The sequence below is a fragment of the Photobacterium sp. SKA34 genome, from assembly GCF_000153325.1.
Classification (GTDB): Bacteria; Pseudomonadota; Gammaproteobacteria; order Enterobacterales; family Vibrionaceae; genus Photobacterium.
The window spans coordinates 406,039-421,447 of sequence record NZ_CH724143.1; the positions used below are offsets into that span (position 1 = coordinate 406,039).

Below are 15,409 nucleotides of genomic sequence, written 5' to 3' on the forward strand. Positions count from 1 at the left end.
GCAAGAGAATTATCACGAACATTATGTACATATAAGCACTTAGTTGCAATCGGTGGTGAGATGTCAGTATTGCTAACATGGTAATTAGATGAAACAACGAGTAGACTTCGAGCGTGTATTTATGACTGGTTTTTGATAATGAAACTCTTTTTTGCCTCTGATATTCATGGCTCTTTGGCTAGTGCTGAAAAGATGATTGCAGCGTTTGAACAAAGTGGTGCAGAGCACTTAATTCTATTGGGTGATATTTTAAATCATGGTCCGCGTAATCCATTGCCTGAAGGTTACGATCCCATCAAGGTATCTGAGCTGTTAAATCGCTTCGGCGATCGTATCACGGCGGTACGTGGTAACTGCGACAGTGAAGTAGACCAAATGCTACTTGAGTTCCCTATTATGGCAGATTACAACCTTGTGTTATTGCCAACGGGCCAGCGTTTATTTTTAACTCATGGTCACTTGTATAACGCCAATAAACATCCTCGTTTACGCGCTGGTGATGTGATTGTATCGGGTCATACTCATATCCCTGTAGCAGCAGCAAAAGATGAGCTATTTGTGTTTAACCCAGGATCTGTCGCTATTCCTCGTAATGGTTTACCTGCAAGTTATGGTTTGTTAGATGGCAATCAGCTATCTGTGATCAGTTTTGATGGTGACGTACTGGTTCAAACGCAGATCTAAAATGAGCTAAGTTATAAAAAGTAACGCCCTGAATGCATCTCTCTGGCTTTAAAGTTAAGAGAAAGCATATTCAGGGCGATATTGTATCTAGAACGAGGTATATCGGTTATGACTCACTGTGGCGATCTACGTGTCCTAAGTCGCGCTCTGGGTCGATAACATCACGAATACGTTGCTTTAGTTGTTTTGCATCTGGAAAGCCACCATCGGCTTTACGTTCCCAAATAAGCTGACCATTACAGCGAACTTCAAAACGTCCACCAGTGTCTGGGTGAAGGCTGATGGTTTGGATTTCTTCACTGAACGTATGCAGTAGCTCTTGGGTCATCCATGTAGAGCGTAGCATCCAATTACATTGACGACAGTAGTAGATATCAATGATCGCTTTATCCATGAAATACTCCTTACATAGCGTGGATTAGAAAGCTGAGTAAAGTAACTTAAAGCCAATAATAAAAGTCAGGGCTTCAAAGCAACTTTTGATGAGTTGATTACTTTTTTGATGAGCAAGGTGAGCGCCTAAATAGCCGCCGAGTAATGAGCCAAGTAATAACACAGGGATCCAAGGCCAGTAAATCGGTGCACCTGCTTGGTAAATAGCGACAGCGCCAATTCCATTCCAAAATAATCCAACGCTGACCAATGTTAGGGCTACCGCTTGTTTGTAGTTAAAGCCAAACCAACGGATTAAAAAGAGGGTAACAAATAGCCCAGTTCCAGCGGTCAGTGAGCCATTTAATACCCCAATAATGGCAAGCCCTAAGCCACCAATAACCATGCCTTTCATGTCGCGATGTTGTGTCGTTTCTGTTTGTCCTAATTCTTTTTTCGTTAGAGAATAAATACCAAGGCAAAGGATTAGCATACCGAGGGCAGCTTCAGCGATGTTTTCAGGAAAAGAGAGGATCAGGTTTGCGCCAATAATCACGCCTATTGCGCCTGTAAGGATCACATATACCGTAAATTTCAAAGACAGGGTGCCTTGACGTAAATGTTTAATAGCTGCACCGACACCTAATGCCACACTCGCCACTTTGTGGGTTGCAAGGGCGATACTAAAGGGTAAGCCGAGAAAGATAAGTAGAGGAAATTGAATTAAGCCTGCGCCGCCACCGGAGAGTGATGCGAGGGTATTGGAGATCAATGAGCCAATAAATAGCCCTAGGGAGTTGAGTAAATCCATGCTAACAGGTTGTCCTTAACCGTTAATTAGCTTGTCAGCATAAAGGGTTAAAACACCTTATTCCAGTAATAAAAAACGCCCCAATACACATTTCAATAAAAATTGAAGGCATATACTGGAGCGTTTTATCAGTCGATTAAATAAGTATCAAAACTTATTTTTCTGTAGCTTGTTCTGCCTGAATCGCAGTTAGTGCAACGGTATAAACGATATCGTCTACTAGTGCGCCACGAGAAAGGTCGTTAACTGGCTTACGCATGCCCTGAAGCATTGGACCGATAGATACTAGATCTGCTGAACGCTGTACCGCTTTGTATGTTGTGTTACCAGTGTTTAGGTCTGGGAATACAAATACAGTTGCTTTACCTGCGACTGGAGAGTTAGGTGCTTTAGAAGCAGCTACGTTTTCCATGATTGCAGCATCGTACTGAAGAGGACCATCGATCACTAGATCTGGACGTTTCTCTTGAGCGATCTTCGTTGCTTCACGTACTTTATCTACGTCTGCACCCTTACCTGATTCACCAGTAGAGTAAGAGATCATAGCAACACGTGGGTCGATACCAAATGCTTTTGCAGAATCTGCAGATTGGATAGCGATTTCAGCAAGTTGCTCAGCTGTTGGATCTGGGTTGATCGCACAGTCACCGTAAACCAATACTTGGTCTGGTAGAAGCATGAAGAATACAGAAGATACGATAGATGCATCAGGTGCAGTCTTGATGATTTGGAACGGAGGAACAATAGTGTTTGCTGTAGTGTGAACAGCACCAGACACTAGACCGTCAACTTCGTTGTTCTCAAGCATCATTGTGCCTAGGAATACTGAATCTTGTAGCTTCTCACGAGCAACAACGTCAGTCATACCTTTCGCGCCACGTAGCTCAACTAAACGAGCAACGTAGTTTTCACGTACTTCGTCAGAGTTGATGATCGTTACGCCAGTACCAAGAACTACGCCTTGTTGCTCAGCAACGCGACGGATTTCATCAGGGTTACCTAGAAGTACACATTCCGCGATACCGCGCTCAGCACAGATAGCTGCAGCTTTAACTGTGCGTGGCTCGTCACCTTCAGGAAGAACGATACGCTTAGCCGCTTTACGAGCTAGCTCAGTTAACTGGTAACGGAATGCTGGTGGGCTAAGGCGACGCTCACGGTTTGAACCTTCAGTTAGAGACTCAATCCAGTTACCGTCGATGTGGCTTGCCATGTACTCGTTAACTAGCTCTACACGCTCTTTATCGTCTGCAGGTACTTCTAGCGTGAAGCTCTGTAGATTTAGAGAGGTCTGCCAAGTGTTACCTTGAGCCGTCATTACTGGAAGACCAGTCGAGAACGCGCGCTCACATAGATCCATAACAGGTTTTGGTAGGTCGTAACCACCTGTTAGAAGAAGTGCACCTAGTTCAACGCCGTTCATTGCAGCAAGACATGCTGCAACGATTACGTCTGGACGGTCAGCTGACGTTACAAGCAGTGAACCTGGACGGAAGTGCTCAACCATATTAGGGATAGAACGTGCACAGAAAGTGATGCTCTTAATACGACGAGTTTCGATATCACCTGCATTGATAATTTCAGCATTTAGGTGCTGAGCAATATCAGTTGCACGTGTAGCGATTAGCTCTGCGCTCCAAGGTGCACAACCTAGTACACGAATTGGGCTTGAGTTGAACACTTGCATGATTTCAACATTTGAAGGAACAGTACCTTCTGCGTCATCAAAGATCTCAGAAAGATCTGGACGAGTACGACCTTCAGCATCAACTGGTGCGTTAAGTTTGTTAACAATAACACCAGAGATTTGTTTGTTCTTGATACCACCGAAGTTAGAACATGCTACTTCGATACGCTCTTTAAGTTGAGCTGGGTTATCAGTACCTGGAGATACAACGAACACGATTTCAGCATCTAGTGTTTTTGCAATTTCAAAGTTGATTTGGTTTGCAAAAGGGTGCTTACGAGTAGCAACTAGACCTTCGATTAGCGTTACGTCAGCATCTGCTGTTGCCGCTTTAAAGCGTGCAACAATGTCTTCTAGAAGAACATCAGTTTTGTCGTTACGGATCAATTCTTCAGCGCTTGCCATTGAGAATGACTCAGCAATTTTCATATCGCTGTTAGCACTAATAATTGTTGTTGTTAGATCTGGTTGATCGCCACCTTTACGCGGTTGCGCAATAGGCTTAAAGAAAGAAACGCGAACGCCTTTGCGTTCCATTGCACGAAGTACACCAAGGCTAACACTTGTTAGACCAACGCCAGCGCCAACTGGAACAAGCATAATAGTACGGGACACTATGAATTCCTCAAACTATTGAATGATAAAGCACTGTTCAATAACAATTCATTTTAATGAGTAGAATAACTATAGAACAATACCACATGAAAACATGACGGGATGCCATGAAGAAACGGCTGACTTAAAGCCAGCCGTTAAGATAATCGTTAGATTAGATTTCAGCTAGAAGCGCTGTATCTTCTGCGATTACTAACTCTTCGTTAGTAGAAACAACCATTGCAGGGATGCGGCTGTTTGCAGAAGTAATAACACCTTCTTTACCGAAGCGTGCTTTAAGGTTTGCTTCGCTGTCTACTTCGATACCGAAGATAGATAGACGCTTAAGTACTTCTTCACGGATAGGAGCTGAGTTCTCACCGATACCGCCTGTGAATACGATAGCGTCTAGACGACCGTCCATATTTGCTGCGTAGCTAGCTACGTACTTAGCAAGACGGTGACAGAATACGTTCATTGCACGCGTTGCTTCTTCTTTTTCGCCGTAGTTTTCTTCAACGAAACGACAGTCAGAAGTCACACCAGTTAGACCTAGTAGGCCAGACTCTTTAGTGAACATAGTGTTGATTTCAGCAACGCTCATACCTAGACGATCGTGTAGGTGGAACATAACAGCTGGGTCAAGGTCACCACAACGAGTACCCATTACTAGACCTTCAAGAGGAGTTAGACCCATAGAGATATCTACAGATTTACCGCCTTTGATTGCACATACAGATGCGCCGTTACCTAGGTGACAGTTGATGATGTTTAGCTCATCAAGAGGCTTGTCTAGAAGGTTCGCTGTTTCACGAGCGATGAAACGGTGAGAAGTACCGTGTGCGCCGTAGCGACGGATACCGTTTTCTTTGTATAGATTGTAAGGAATAGCGTATAAGAATGCTTCTTCAGGCATAGTCTGGTGGAAAGCAGTATCGAATACAGCCACGTTCTTAAGATCAGCGAAGTTGTGTTTAGCAGCTTCGATACCGACAACGTGTGCAGGGTTGTGTAGTGGTGCGAAATCAGACGCATCTACGATACCTTGAAGAACAACATCGTCGATTAGAGCTGAAGCAGAGAACTGCTCGCCACCGTGAACGATACGGTGACCGATAGCGCCTAGGTTCTCTTTAAGCTCAGGTTTAGAAGCAAGGATAGTATCAACCATGAATGCTAGAGCTTCTTCGTGAGCCGCGCCTTCACCTAGTTGTGCTTCGTGCTTGCCATCAAGTTTCCACTTGATGCGTGCTTCAGGAAGACCTAGACATTCTGCTAGACCTGAAAGGTGTTCGTCACCAGATACAGGATCGATGATTGCGAACTTAAGAGATGAACTACCGCAGTTTAGAACTAAAACCAGCTTAGACATGAGAGTGACTACCTATAATCTGTCTGAAAGTTGATATTCATTTTTGAATAAAAAAGTACCCATAGAATAGACGATGATGTATTTATCGGTCTAGTCGGGGTGAAATTCGTGCTCATTCTTGAGTATTTGAATTGAGTTACCTGCATTTCTGGTTCATCCTTGAGGGCGCTTAACTTGCAGTTAATACTATTAACAGCAACAATTACCTTTAAGCGCGCTTAGGATAGCGATTGTTAAGCAATATAACAAAAACATTTTTAGATAAATTTAATTTTAATCAAGTTTATTGCTTAAAAATTTTAAAAATTATATTTTTTTTTGATAAATGGTGCTTTATGACTCAACAAACAAAGTGGAAGTATTTCCAAGACGGTCAGCATTACATGAGCACATGGCCAATGCGTAAAGAGTTGGCTGCCGTTTTTCCTGAACATCGCTATATCAAAGCAACAAAGTTTGCCACTAAGGTGATGCCGGCCGTCGCAGCTATTAGTATTTTGACTCAAATGGTATTTAATAATTATGCAGCAATGCCACAAGCTGTTGCGATTGCGTTATTAGCGATATCGATGCCATTACAAGGTTTGTGGTGGCTAGGTAAACGTAGCCAAACCGTGCTTCCACCATCACTGGCGAAATGGTACAGCGAGATCCACCAAAAAATAGTCAGTGAAGGTTATGCTATGCAACCGAAAAAATCACAGCCTCGTTACCAAGAGCTTGCTGATGTACTTAGCCGTGCATTTAAACAATTAGACCGAAGTGCATTAGATCGCTGGTTCTAATTTAGAGTTATTAAACGAACAAAAGCAGCTTAATGAGCTGCTTTTTTTCGTTTAATATTTCACAGATCGTTTTCTATATATTTCGCCATTATTTAGCGTGAGATCTCATCTTATATACCGATGCTGCTTTCTATGCGTACTACTTTGTATTTATAGGACAGTTAACAAAGACCGATATATTTATTTCTCTTAACCTATAGGGATAAAAAATAACGCTTAAATATGTCGCTTTTGAGTTGTAATTTGATTTAACTTGTTGAATTTAAATCTTGTTGTTGAGTTTTTTTCTTTTTATATCATAGCAATATTAGTTTTCTATCGCTTTTTAAATAAAAGGTTATTTAAATTTCATGATATTTAAAGGTTTGTTCTTTCTATAAAAAAGAGCCACCTTAGTGACTCTTTTATCGTAAAGGATTTAACCTAAAACTTTATGTAATTATTCTTCGTCGAAATCAAAGTCTGGACGCTGTGCGCGTGTTGCAGGCTTTGCCAGGATCTCTAAGTATAATGATGGTAGTGCTAACTTCTCAGCTTCATCGATGTACTTGTTGATTTCTTTTACATGAATAACTTTTGCTTCTTGCTCGGTATGACCAAACTTACAATCAAAATCCCAAAAGTCAGCGCCGGCTGGAAGTGCTTTGTTGCGCTCACGACGTAGGTATTTTTTAACTTCAAATTTCACTGCTTCAACAACGCGAGGAACAGCTTTTTTAGGGTGGGTTAAAGCAAATGTTTTTTTCATGGTTTTCCTAGTTTTCTTTGGCTCAAAATTGGGAGAGCTGTATTTTTCCTATTTTACTTTAATTTGTGATGGGTAGCGATGGCAGAGATAAGATTTCATGCGTTTTTCATTTGGGGAGAGAAAGCGAAATGTCGTCGTAAAAAGTTTTTTCAAAAAACTAACGATAAATTGCAACCAAATATCTACATGGCTGTCATATAAAACACATAGAGAATTATTAATATCTACGCTGCTTTTTCACTATGGATATTAATAAACGCTATGTTGGTACCTTTACCTATCGTTAATAGATATTGAATGGGTATGCCATTCAGGTACTATAAAGGTAGTTATGGCACTATAATATGGCTACTAAGAGATATAGCTGTTATCTCCCTTAAGAACCCCAACTGCTTGGCCGCCGATGGGGTTCTGCTCTATCTGGGCTATGGTAATTTATTACTTTAAGCTATTTATAACACTTCAAGTCTTTGTTTCTTTTCATCATATCCATCATTGCTTTGTTCTGTTTTTCTTTTTTTACGTAACGAACAGGCAGCGATACCATCGTAACTTTATAATCTAGAGCATTATCAGAGAGTACTTCTGAGGATGTTATTGGAGTGACAAGTGCGACTTTTAAATTGGGGTTACGCGCTTTAATGCGAGAAGCCGTACCCAGTCCTTCCATTGTATGAAAACGACCTGCGACATGAATAATTTGTTTATTTGGATGCGTCTTTAAATACGCGACCATACTTTCTGCCATGGTATCGTCCCATGCAGTTTGGGCTGCAAACATACGTAGGTTTTGCTCTTCATTACCGTGATGCATTGAGTTTAAAAATTTGCTTTGATACGCATCTTTATCAAGAGTCAATGATTGTGCAATCCATGAACGCTCAGATGGTGGTAATTTATTTAAGTATTCAGGCCCTTTTTTACTAATACAACGAACGATGCCTTTTGGCGCATTAGCGGCAATTACGTCTAAGTTATTTTGTTTGGCAAATTCAACCAGCGGACGGTAATCACTGTCGTAGTTTGGCCACGCATTACCTTCTGATACCAATGTTCGCTCACCAATTTCCCCTGCAAGGTATTGATCAAAAATAGCTTGTTTATCCCGGGTGAACTGCTCCATTGATAATGTTAATTGCGAATTTTGTTGGTATAACGCAGCGAATAATTGGCTTTGTAATAGGTGAGCTGCAGGGTGGCTATGCCATTCACCAACTAAAATAATATCGGCGGTCTTTAACTCTGATGCTAATTGATCGACCGTTAAGGTCTTTCCATTTGGTGATGTAATGCTGTAGTCGTATAGCGTAGTTAGGTTTGCTGAGGATGAAGATGTTATGCCGGAGGTGTTAGATGCACAACCTGTTAAAAGTGTGGCAAAGCTGAAACTCAAAGCGAGCCATTTATTCATTATTGATATCCCTGAAAGTGAGCCTATCGATTAACAATAAGCAAAGTTCACAACAATAATAAATAATATAGTCAATACGAATTATTATCAATTGCGTATGGTAATAACTCGTATTAATGTGGTGTTATTGGCGGCGATATACGCGGATTGCGAAATCAGCCTCACAATGGAAATTATTGGCGTTAGCTAATTGTTGCCATACTTGCTCTGATGTTTTCCAAGCAAACGGTGTCATTTGCATCAATACAGTGGCTTCTTCACCGCTTAATGTCATGTCGTAATGTAGCTGTTCATCGGCAACCAGATCAAAGCCTGGAATCGTTTCAACAGGCATATCATGAAGGCGTACACCATCATAAATCAATTCTTTTAATTGATATAAGTGGCGTGGTGCAGGGGTCACTGCCACTAAGATTCCACCGGGTTTGATTGCGCGTTCTAATTCTTCACTTTTACACGGTGCATAAATACGTACGACACCATCAAACAATTGATCGGCAAAGGGTAAGCGGTGACTTGATGCAACACAGAAATCACATTCAGGGTATCGCTTAGCTGCGTATTTCACTGCAACTTTTGAAATGTCTAAACCATGGACGGAAAGTGCAGGAAATTGTTGGCGTAGTTTTACAAATTCAGAGGTGTAGTAGCCTTCACCACAACCAATATCAAGTAGCTCAGTCGCGCCATCAGGGAGAAGTGATGCTAATTGTGCGATGACAGCATCACGCAGTGGTTGATAATGCTCTGTATTTAAAAATAGGCGACGAGCTTGCATCATCTTTTTATTGTCACCAGGGTTTTTCGAACCTTTATGGTGAGCAGGCATGAGATTCACATAGCCTTCTTTTGCCAAATCAAATTGGTGATTATTACAACAACGGTAGGTTTTAGGTTGTTCGCTATGAGCGTCAAGAAGGAGCGACTCATGGCATAGAGGACATTGATAGGACATAAGAGTAAACCAAAGCGGAAAAACAGCCGCTAAGTGTAATGCTTATTGATGGTTGTCGCTAACGTATTTTTGTTCTGATAGTAAAAAGCCTTCGTTAGAGAAGGCTCATATTCAAGGAGTGTTGATGGGCAGAGCTGCTTAATGGCTTGGTCTTACTTTATATTCAGCTTTATCAAGCCCATGCTTTTTCATTCTTAGATAAAGCTTTTTACGTGGGATTTGTAAATATGATGATACTTCATTGATACGTCCTGCAAACAGGTATAGTGCATCTTCAATGACTTGTTTTTCATAGCCATCAACTAAATCATCTAGTGGGCTACTCATTTGCTCAAGAGGTTTAGAACGTTCTTGTCCGGCTAATTTCACAATGCCAATGGCGTATAACTCTGCAACATTTTTTAGCTCTAATACATTCCCCGGCCACTCATAGCGACAGAGTGTGTTGATGTAGGCTTTATCAATAGCGGGTAAGGCTTTATTGAGCTTTTTACAGCTCTGTTTTAAGTAGTGCTTAAAAATAAAGGTAATATCGCTACTACGTTGACGCAGTGTCGGCAGACTAAAACGTACTTGGCTTAAAAAATAAAATAGCTCAGGTAAGAACTGTTCACTTTCCACCGATGGCTCGGGTGAACCTGTGAATAGAGCAAGTAAACGCACTTCTTTTTTGCCTTGTCGCTCTTGTTCTAATAAGAAACGGCATAACCATTGCTGGCTTTCGATAGGCATAATATGTGGATTACTTAAACACAAACAACCGCTGCGAGCTGAAATCATGCTACGTTGAAGATCGGGTGTACAAGTAATACTTGAGCCATCAATCTCGATAAACGGGCCTTGATGAAGTGGGCTATTTTTATGCAAAATTTTAGCGACAGTATGACGCCCTGTGCCGTTTTCACCTTCAACTAAGACATCTTTGGTTGAATTAACAACCAGTTTTAATTGTTCGCGTATTTTTACAATTAATGGGCTCTCACCGAGAAGTAGCTCGGTTGCTGTATTGTGCAATGTTTTACGTTGTTCAATGATTTGTTTACGCTGAGGTAGATGCTTTTCGAGTAGCTTGATCAGTTCTTTAGGCTGTAATGGCTTTTGTAAAAAATCAATTGCACCTTTTTTAAGCGCGTCAACAGCCATTGGAATATCGCCATGACCGGTTACGATGATGACTGGAATTTCGTTATCAAAATCTTGAACTTTTTCTAATAGTTCCATGCCATCTAAACCGGGCATGTACATATCTGTCACAATGACTCCTGACCAATTATGATTTAACATATTAATCACTTTGCTTGAGTCTTGAACCGTTGCTACGTTGTAGCCTGAAAGCTCTAATAACTCTTGGTAGGCATCTAATACATCTTGATCGTCATCGACAATCAGTACATTTATTTCATCACTCATCATCTTTTTTTAACTCCAAAACAATCATCGCTCCACCTGTGAGACCAGAAGCGAGGAAGATGTTACCTTTTAACCTTGTCATAATTGAACCACAGATGCTTAATCCTAAACCAAGACCAACATCTTTTGTTGTTGTAAAAGGTATGAATAATTTTTCAATAATGTCATGACTAAAGCCATTACCGCTATCTAAAACTGCGATCCTTATAGTTTTTTTTGTGCTTTCTAGCTGAAGTATTGTTATTTGACGTTCTTCACAGCTAGCGACAGCATCACAGCTATTAACCAGTAGATTTACGAGTACTTGTTCTAGTTGTACCTGATCTGCTTGTGCAAAAAGCGGTGTGGTAATGGTGTTTGTTATGGTTGTCTTTTGTACTTTGGCGCGACTTTCAACGATGACGATAGCTTGCTTGATTGAGTCTCGAATATCAACTCGCTTTAACGGATTAGTGGCTGACTGTTTTTTTGCGAAATTACGTAAACTAGTAATCAGTTTACTCATACGCGTCACTAAGTCTTCTATCTTTTCGAAATTATCCGGTAACTTGTCATATTTTTGGTTATCAATTGCAAGTTTCGCACTAAATAGACGTGTTGAAATAGCAGAAAGAGGCTGGTTCAACTCATGAGCGAGTGATGTCATGGTTTGTCCAACGGTTACCATTTTCGCCGCTTGGATTAACTCATCTTGAGTAGCAATTAAATCTCCTTCGATGCGTTTACGATCTTCTATCTCGGCTTTTAGCTGTTGGTTTCTTAAGATCAATGACTGCGTTTTTTCAGTGACTTTACTTTCAAGCCAACGGGTGGTTTTTTCTTGTTCTGTAATGTCGGTCATAGTGATTATGACTTTATCCTGATTCCCTTGTTTGAATACGCGAAAATCGAGTCTGAGATAGAAGATACTATTTATATCTGTACTAAAGGTAACCGTGAGTTTGTAAGCACCTAATTGTCTTAATGGGCTTTTTTGATGAAAGAGTTGGATCAGTTTATGAGAAACCGAGCTATCAAATAAATCCCATAACTTTTGATGTTGGCTTATACGGTCAAAGTTAAATTGCTTCAGGGCCTGTAAATTTACAGATTCAACAATACCTAGCATGTTACAAGTGATGATGCTCGCTTGAGTGTTATTGATCAGGTTGAGAGCATTGGTGGTTTGGATATCTTGCATTTGCTGACAGAAGTCACGCAAGTTATCGCCAAGCATACCGATCTCATCTTCGCCTGTCGTTGCAATTTTGGCATTAAGATCGCCTTTTGCAACCGCGTATAAATCTTTACTCAATAAATTTAAGCGATTCACAATACCGTTACCGACAAGGTAAACCGAGAGAAAAATAGTGAGTATGATAGTGATAAATACAACGCCAAATAACATTGTGTTACTCAGGAAAATAGCACTATGTGTTTCATCGTTTAGATTTTTAAGAGAGTTATCTGCATGTTCAACCAATGTTTGGATCATTTCTTCTTGTTGATAGAGACGCTGTTTAATATCCAACTTAGTGCGATCTATTTGCAATCCTAAAACGACATCTTGTTGTAATTGTTGTTCGAGTTGACCACCTGGTTTTAAGATCGTGGTAAATCTCTCTAATAATTGGCGAAATGGAACAGATGAAGGGTAATTACTAATATTTTTACTAATAGCATTAAGCTCTGTAATTTTATGGCCAATAAAATTAAAGGCATTTTCAATGTCTCTATTTTTGCGTTGTTGAACGATCTCTTCTACTAATTGATGAAGTTCATTCTCTTTAATGGTGATCGATTGGATTAATGAGAATTCATTCATGACATTGTTAACAACATCAAGTTGAACGGCGTCTTTTTTAATTCCGTGTCGGTTCATGTTATTGAGTTTCCACTCAACTTCTTGGCGTAGTGGTGTCAGTTCATCAATAAGATCGTGATGGATCCATTTTAAGCTGTTTTCTGTTTGCTTTAAGGCAAACAAGCCACTATTTCTCTGCTGTAACAGTATTGTGTAATTATTTATTTGTTTTACAAGCGTTTGTTGACCTGATTTTATTGCAGGATAATAGTGTAGATTAGCAATGTTATTAATGGCTAAGCTTATATTATTGAGAATATGTGTGATTTTGTTCTTGATGGTTTCGTGCTTGAGCGGATTTGTATTTTGGCCCAAGTTATTCAATGCCGCCTGAAGCTCAGCGGTGTTGCGCTCTAACTGATAACTGGCCTGTAAGGTTGGCATATTGTTATCTGTAATCGTTTCAATCTGTGTGCTGAGCTTTTCCCAATTAATGACAGCAATAAGGCTGACTGTAATGGTGAGAAATGCCATCAAAATAATAGCCATAATAAGACGACTACCAATGGTTCTCTTGTTGATATAGCGGATCATTGCAATGCCGGATTCCTGTTAATAATCTTTTGGCTTAATGCGATAGCTTGCTCAAGTTGCGCTGCCATTTTTCCCCGCCATTGCTGTCTAAAATAATCAACTTGCGGGTTATCTCTAAATAAAGGTAACTCATGATATATCTTATTTTTTAAATCATCTATGCCAATTGGTGAGGTCGAAGCCAAGTGTTTTGCATGAAGAAAATCAACATGTTGTTGTTTTGTTAATTTATTTGATGAGGCTTCAATCGAATGCAGCAATTGCCATACTTGGTTTAATTGGGGCAGTTGACTACTGATGGTTTGTTCAAAAAGGTGCTTTACTAAGCCTGAACGTTGCTGAATTACATCGTAATCTAGTGATTCAACGTTAAATGTATTTTTAATAAACTCGTCTCGATTAATATCGCTATTATTGGCGAGTTGCTCGTTAATTGTTAATTTGGTTTGGCATTCTTGTGAAAGTAATAAACTCACAAAATCTCTCGTAAATTGTGAATGGTGACTGTTTTTTACCATGGCTACATAATGCGGTAATAAATGGCTTTGTGGTTGATAGCTAAAATCAATAAATGAAAATTGTTTTTTATAAGTGTGTGCATATCTATCAACAACAGGCCCTATACCGATTAAACCACGAGAGATAGCCTCACTGAGTGAAAACGCACTGGTTTCTACTGATGCAAGGTTTCCTCCTATTTGATAGAGCAATCGCCAACCTTCAACCCAACCATATTGCTGCAATATATTTTCAATCATTAGATGGGTGGTATCTGAACGATAAGGACTGCTAATACTAATGTGACGGTAGTAATAAGGTTTTATCAAATCTTTTAAGCGGCCAGGTATTGGTAAGTTATTCTTATTGAGATAGTTATTATTCCAAAGTAATCCGAACCCAGTGTATCCAAAGGAAAAAACATTACGTGAAAGGCGCTGAGGCGCTTTTCTAAGTTTAGCTTCACTAAGCGGTAATAACTTTTGGTTGTTGATTAGAGGTTGGAAGAAGGTTGGTGATGATGAAATGATAATATCAATATCATGGTTGTTCTGTTGCAATAACCGAAGCCCTGATTCTTCACGTCTTACAATGACTCTAACTTCGCTTTTTGGATACTGTTGTTTAAATTGTTTGACGATCGGGTTTAGTACAGATTCTGAAAATGTCGTTAAAATGATTAAATTCTGAGTTGGCTGGGCAAGTACTGGCGCGGCGAAAAAAAAGAGGAAGGAAAATAAGCGTACCATGTTAAACCGTAATCCCTAGTGTATCTCGATTAAATTTTTTATTTTTAAATAATTAGGAATGTACCTATATCATTCAGTAACAATCTCTGCCTTATATCAATAACATTTTACGGTATAGCTCACAAAAAATAGGTGCATATTGCGCGTTATGAGCGTTTTATAGCGATTAATCAGGGTAAAGGAAATAAATGACGGCTATAAAAAAACCGAGCATAGGCTCGGTTTTTTAGGAGGAGGTGAAAAATTACGCCGTGATTATTTGCTGAATCTCGTTACAAGATAAATGGTATTGGCGTGGGCAGTTGCGCCACACTTTAAGCATGCGTTGGTATTTTTCTAGCATCGGAACCTGACTATTGAAGCGATGCTCTGTTTTTTCAAACTGAGGATATAAACCTTCCTCATCGACGAGAAAGCGGACGTAATGCATGAGCGGTGCTTCGGTAGCTGCATCAAAACCAAGGAATTGTAATCGGCGTTGATCAATATCTTTAGCGCCATCACAACGACAATCTTCGAGGTTAAATGATTCTTGGAGAGCGTGGTACATCTCCATAAAGTCGATAACTTGACGACAATCATCTTCAGGTAAATTACCAAAGTCTTTATCTAGTTCACGCATTTGTAATGCATAGCCACGTTCAACAATAGTTTGAAGGCGACGATAATGAGCAGCGTTTTCAGGTGTCAGTTTTGACATCAAGTAGTACTGATTAGATAAGATTAAGCGTTGAGCATGGGTCATTTCCATTTGAGTTGGCCTCATTAATATTTTATTTTCTGCTGTTGAGATTAGCAGGTTAGGTATAAAATAAATTGATCTGACACCGTATGGGCATCTTTTTTTGTTACAGTATGTTGTTAAAAATGAAAAACCATATTTTTTGCAAGGTATTGATTTTTAATTATTGTTGTCTTTTATTGTTAAAACAATATAGGTATCTCTGTATTCAGGC

13 protein-coding genes are annotated in these 15,409 nt (G+C 39.9%); 2 read left to right on the plus strand and 11 right to left on the minus strand.

Features of this window, described 5'->3' with window-relative positions; genetic code table 11:
• The first annotated feature begins 138 nt into the window (after positions 1–138).
• Positions 139–684, plus strand: coding sequence for a phosphodiesterase (gene yfcE / locus SKA34_RS14810; protein WP_006646341.1), 546 nt, complete (start codon positions 139–141; stop codon positions 682–684).
• A gap of 106 nt (positions 685–790) precedes the next feature.
• On the opposite strand, the gene SKA34_RS14815 is transcribed toward yfcE, so the two are convergent.
• The 4 genes from SKA34_RS14815 to SKA34_RS14830 all read right to left on the minus strand — a co-directional run bounded on the left by SKA34_RS14815 (position 791) and on the right by SKA34_RS14830 (position 5,520).
• Positions 791–1,078, minus strand: a complete 288-nt coding sequence (locus tag SKA34_RS14815; RefSeq protein ID WP_006646342.1) for a SelT/SelW/SelH family protein — start codon at positions 1,076–1,078, stop codon at positions 791–793.
• Positions 1,079–1,102: 24 nt separating this feature from the next.
• Positions 1,103–1,867, minus strand: coding sequence for a sulfite exporter TauE/SafE family protein (locus tag SKA34_RS14820; RefSeq protein WP_006646343.1), 765 nt, complete (start codon positions 1,865–1,867; stop codon positions 1,103–1,105).
• A gap of 154 nt (positions 1,868–2,021) precedes the next feature.
• A complete protein-coding gene (pta, locus tag SKA34_RS14825) occupies positions 2,022–4,169 on the minus strand; it encodes a phosphate acetyltransferase (RefSeq protein WP_006646344.1) in 2,148 nt (715 codons plus the stop codon).
• Positions 4,170–4,323: 154 nt separating this feature from the next.
• On the minus strand, positions 4,324–5,520 hold the full coding sequence (locus SKA34_RS14830) for an acetate kinase (RefSeq protein ID WP_006646345.1): 1,197 nt from the start codon (positions 5,518–5,520) through the stop codon (positions 4,324–4,326).
• Positions 5,521–5,855: 335 nt separating this feature from the next.
• Between SKA34_RS14830 and yfbV the strand changes: the two genes are divergently transcribed.
• Positions 5,856–6,305: a terminus macrodomain insulation protein YfbV gene (gene yfbV / locus SKA34_RS14835; protein WP_039860695.1), complete on the plus strand. Its 450-nt coding sequence runs from the start codon at positions 5,856–5,858 to the stop codon at positions 6,303–6,305.
• Positions 6,306–6,744: 439 nt separating this feature from the next.
• Here yfbV and SKA34_RS14840 read toward each other — a convergent pair whose 3' ends face one another.
• The 7 genes from SKA34_RS14840 to SKA34_RS14870 form a co-directional block, all read right to left on the minus strand.
• Positions 6,745–7,053 (minus strand): DUF6172 family protein, encoded by a 309-nt coding sequence (locus tag SKA34_RS14840; protein ID WP_006646347.1) that lies wholly within the window; start codon positions 7,051–7,053, stop codon positions 6,745–6,747.
• Between the two features lie 448 nt (positions 7,054–7,501).
• Complete coding sequence (locus tag SKA34_RS14845; protein ID WP_006646348.1) at positions 7,502–8,464, minus strand: ChaN family lipoprotein; 963 nt, start codon at positions 8,462–8,464, stop codon at positions 7,502–7,504.
• A gap of 124 nt (positions 8,465–8,588) precedes the next feature.
• Positions 8,589–9,419, minus strand: a complete 831-nt coding sequence (rlmA, locus tag SKA34_RS14850) for a 23S rRNA (guanine(745)-N(1))-methyltransferase (RefSeq protein ID WP_006646349.1) — start codon at positions 9,417–9,419, stop codon at positions 8,589–8,591.
• 138 nt (positions 9,420–9,557) lie between these two features.
• The gene (locus SKA34_RS14855; protein WP_006646350.1) at positions 9,558–10,832 is read right to left on the minus strand and encodes a sigma-54 dependent transcriptional regulator; all 1,275 of its coding nucleotides are present in this window, start codon (positions 10,830–10,832) and stop codon (positions 9,558–9,560) included.
• Positions 10,822–13,206 carry an ATP-binding protein gene (locus SKA34_RS14860; protein ID WP_006646351.1) on the minus strand — a complete coding sequence of 795 codons (2,385 nt, stop codon included), beginning with the start codon at positions 13,204–13,206 and terminating at the stop codon, positions 10,822–10,824. The genes SKA34_RS14855 and SKA34_RS14860 overlap by 11 nt, the downstream gene beginning before the upstream one ends.
• Positions 13,203–14,453, minus strand: coding sequence for an ABC transporter substrate-binding protein (locus tag SKA34_RS14865; RefSeq protein WP_006646352.1), 1,251 nt, complete (start codon positions 14,451–14,453; stop codon positions 13,203–13,205). Before SKA34_RS14865 ends, SKA34_RS14860 begins: the two co-directional genes overlap by 4 nt.
• A gap of 244 nt (positions 14,454–14,697) precedes the next feature.
• Positions 14,698–15,204, minus strand: a complete 507-nt coding sequence (locus SKA34_RS14870) for a YfbU family protein (RefSeq protein ID WP_006646353.1) — start codon at positions 15,202–15,204, stop codon at positions 14,698–14,700.
• Between the last annotated feature and the right edge of the window lie 205 nt (positions 15,205–15,409).